3 protein-coding genes are annotated in these 2,101 nt (G+C 42.6%); all 3 read left to right on the plus strand.

Going from position 1 to position 2,101, the window contains the following annotated elements; translation table 11 throughout:
- On the plus strand, positions 1–185 hold a 185-nt coding region (locus tag QZZ35_RS11425; protein ID WP_291237517.1), incomplete at its 5' end, for a QcrA and Rieske domain-containing protein.
- 73 nt (positions 186–258) lie between these two features.
- Positions 259–1,077 (plus strand): polysaccharide deacetylase family protein, encoded by an 819-nt coding sequence (locus QZZ35_RS11430; RefSeq protein WP_291237518.1) that lies wholly within the window; start codon positions 259–261, stop codon positions 1,075–1,077.
- 14 nt (positions 1,078–1,091) lie between these two features.
- Positions 1,092–2,101 (plus strand): 16S rRNA (cytosine(1402)-N(4))-methyltransferase RsmH (gene rsmH, locus QZZ35_RS11435; RefSeq protein ID WP_291237519.1); only part of this gene is annotated, 1,010 nt, incomplete at its 3' end.

The following is a 2,101-nucleotide window of genomic DNA, read 5'->3' on the forward strand; positions in this document are numbered from 1 at the left end:
TCGGTGAAAGTGTTCGGGGATTGGCAAGGGGCTGGTTAGGAAAAGATTCAATTCAGTGTACCCATATGGGATGCGGGCTTACATGGAATGAAGATGAGAAAACATGGGAGTGTTCGTGTCACGGATCAAGGTTTGATGCACACGGGAAACTTTTGGATAATCCGGCTAAGAAAGATATTCAATAAGACAGTCTTATGACTGTCTTATTGAATATTCAGACAAATTATGCTATCCTAAACATAGATGGGAGGGATTCGTATGATAAAAAAATTATATCCGGGCGGCAAGGAGAAAGCATTTAATATGACCTATGATGATGGTATTGTGCAGGATATTGAATTTATCGAAATGCTTAACAAATATGGAATTAAAGCAACTTTCAATCTGAATTCAGGATTAATGTTTCAGGAGTTTGCATGGTTTCATGACTGTGGTATGGTTGTCAAACGGCTTTCACCGGAACGTGCAAAAGACCTCTATGAGGGACATGAAATTGCCAGTCATACTTTGAGTCATCCATATATGGACAGTTTGTCAGCAGAGCAGATTCTGCATGAGATGGTCGAAGACAGAGATAATCTGGAAACAATGTTTGATACAGAGGTTTCAGGGTTTGCGGTGCCATTCGATTATTACAGTCCGCTGATTGAAGATTGTGTTCGTATTGCCGGCTTTGAATATGCCAGAATATCGGAGACGAGTTTATCTTATAAACCATGCGTAGACTATTATCGCTGGAAAGCAGGAATTTTTCATTTATCACCGGAACTTGAATCTTTTGTTCAGGGATTTGTTGATACAGATGAGGAACTGGCACTGTGCCAGATTGTAGGACATTCTTATGATCTGGATGCTGTGCACGGATGGGACAGAATGGAAAAACTTTTGGACCTGGTTGCAGCACAGGATAATATATGGTTTGCAACGAATATCGAACTGGTTAAATATCTGCAGGCGATACGTAAAGCGGATATAACCGGAGATCATATTGAGAATCCGAGCGATATGGATCTTTGGTATAATATTGACGGAAAGGTAACGGTAGTGCATTCGGGTGAGTGCATCGATTTGAAATAAAGGTAAGAAAACAGATGGACAATCAGGAAAAACAGCATAAACGGCGCGTCCGATATTCAGGGACACATCCGAGGAGTTACAAAGAAAAATATAAGGAACATCAGCCGGAGAAATATGCAGATACGATTGAGAAGGTGATACGAAAAGGAAGTACACCGGCGGGCATGCATATTTCAATCATGGTAAAAGAGATTCTGGATTTTTTGCAGATTAAACCGGGACAGACAGGGCTTGATGCGACACTGGGATATGGCGGTCACACGAAAGAGATGCTGAAGTGCCTGGAAGGACAGGGGCATATTTACGGGCTGGATGTGGATCCCATTGAGTCGGCTAAAACAAAGGAACGACTGGAAAAACAGGGCTTTGGAGAAGATATTCTGACAGTACGTCTTCAGAATTTTGCTGATATTGATCGTGTTTCGGAAGAAACAGGGAAAAAGTTTGATTTTATTCTTGCAGATTTAGGTGTGTCATCTATGCAGATCGATAATCCGGATCGGGGATTTTCCTATAAAGTTGAAGGGCCTTTGGATCTGAGAATGAATCCGGAGAAAGGCATCAGTGCGGCCCAGAGGCTTAAGGAGGTTTCTCTGGAAGAACTTCAGGGGATGCTTATTGAGAATTCGGATGAGCCTTATGCAGAAGAAATTTCAAAAACAATTATGAATTGGCGCAAACGCGGAAAGGCGATTGAGACAACGACTCAGTTAAAGGGAGCCATCGAGGAGGCATTGCGGTTTATTCCGGAAAAGGATCGGAAGGAGGCTGTTAAGAAGTCCTGTGCGAGAACGTTTCAGGCACTGCGTATTGATGTGAACAGTGAATTTGAAGTGTTGTATGCTTTCCTTGAAAAACTGCCAGGGGTTTTGGCACCGGGCGGCCGGGTGGCGGTTCTCACATTTCATTCCGGTGAAGATCGCCTTGTGAAACAGATGTTTAAACAATTTTATAAAGAAGGTATCTACAGTGACATTGCGAAGGATGTGATCCGTCCTTCAGCTGAAGAATGTGCAAGGAACAG

It is taken from the genome of Frisingicoccus sp. (assembly GCA_016298055.1).
Classification (GTDB): Bacteria; Bacillota; Clostridia; order Lachnospirales; family Lachnospiraceae; genus Frisingicoccus.

What these genes read in the sequence shown, in the direction of transcription:
- QZZ35_RS11430 (WP_291237518.1), top strand. Translation starts at nt 259, where the DNA reads ATGATAAAAAAATTATATCCGGGCGGCAAGGAGAAAGCATTTAATATG.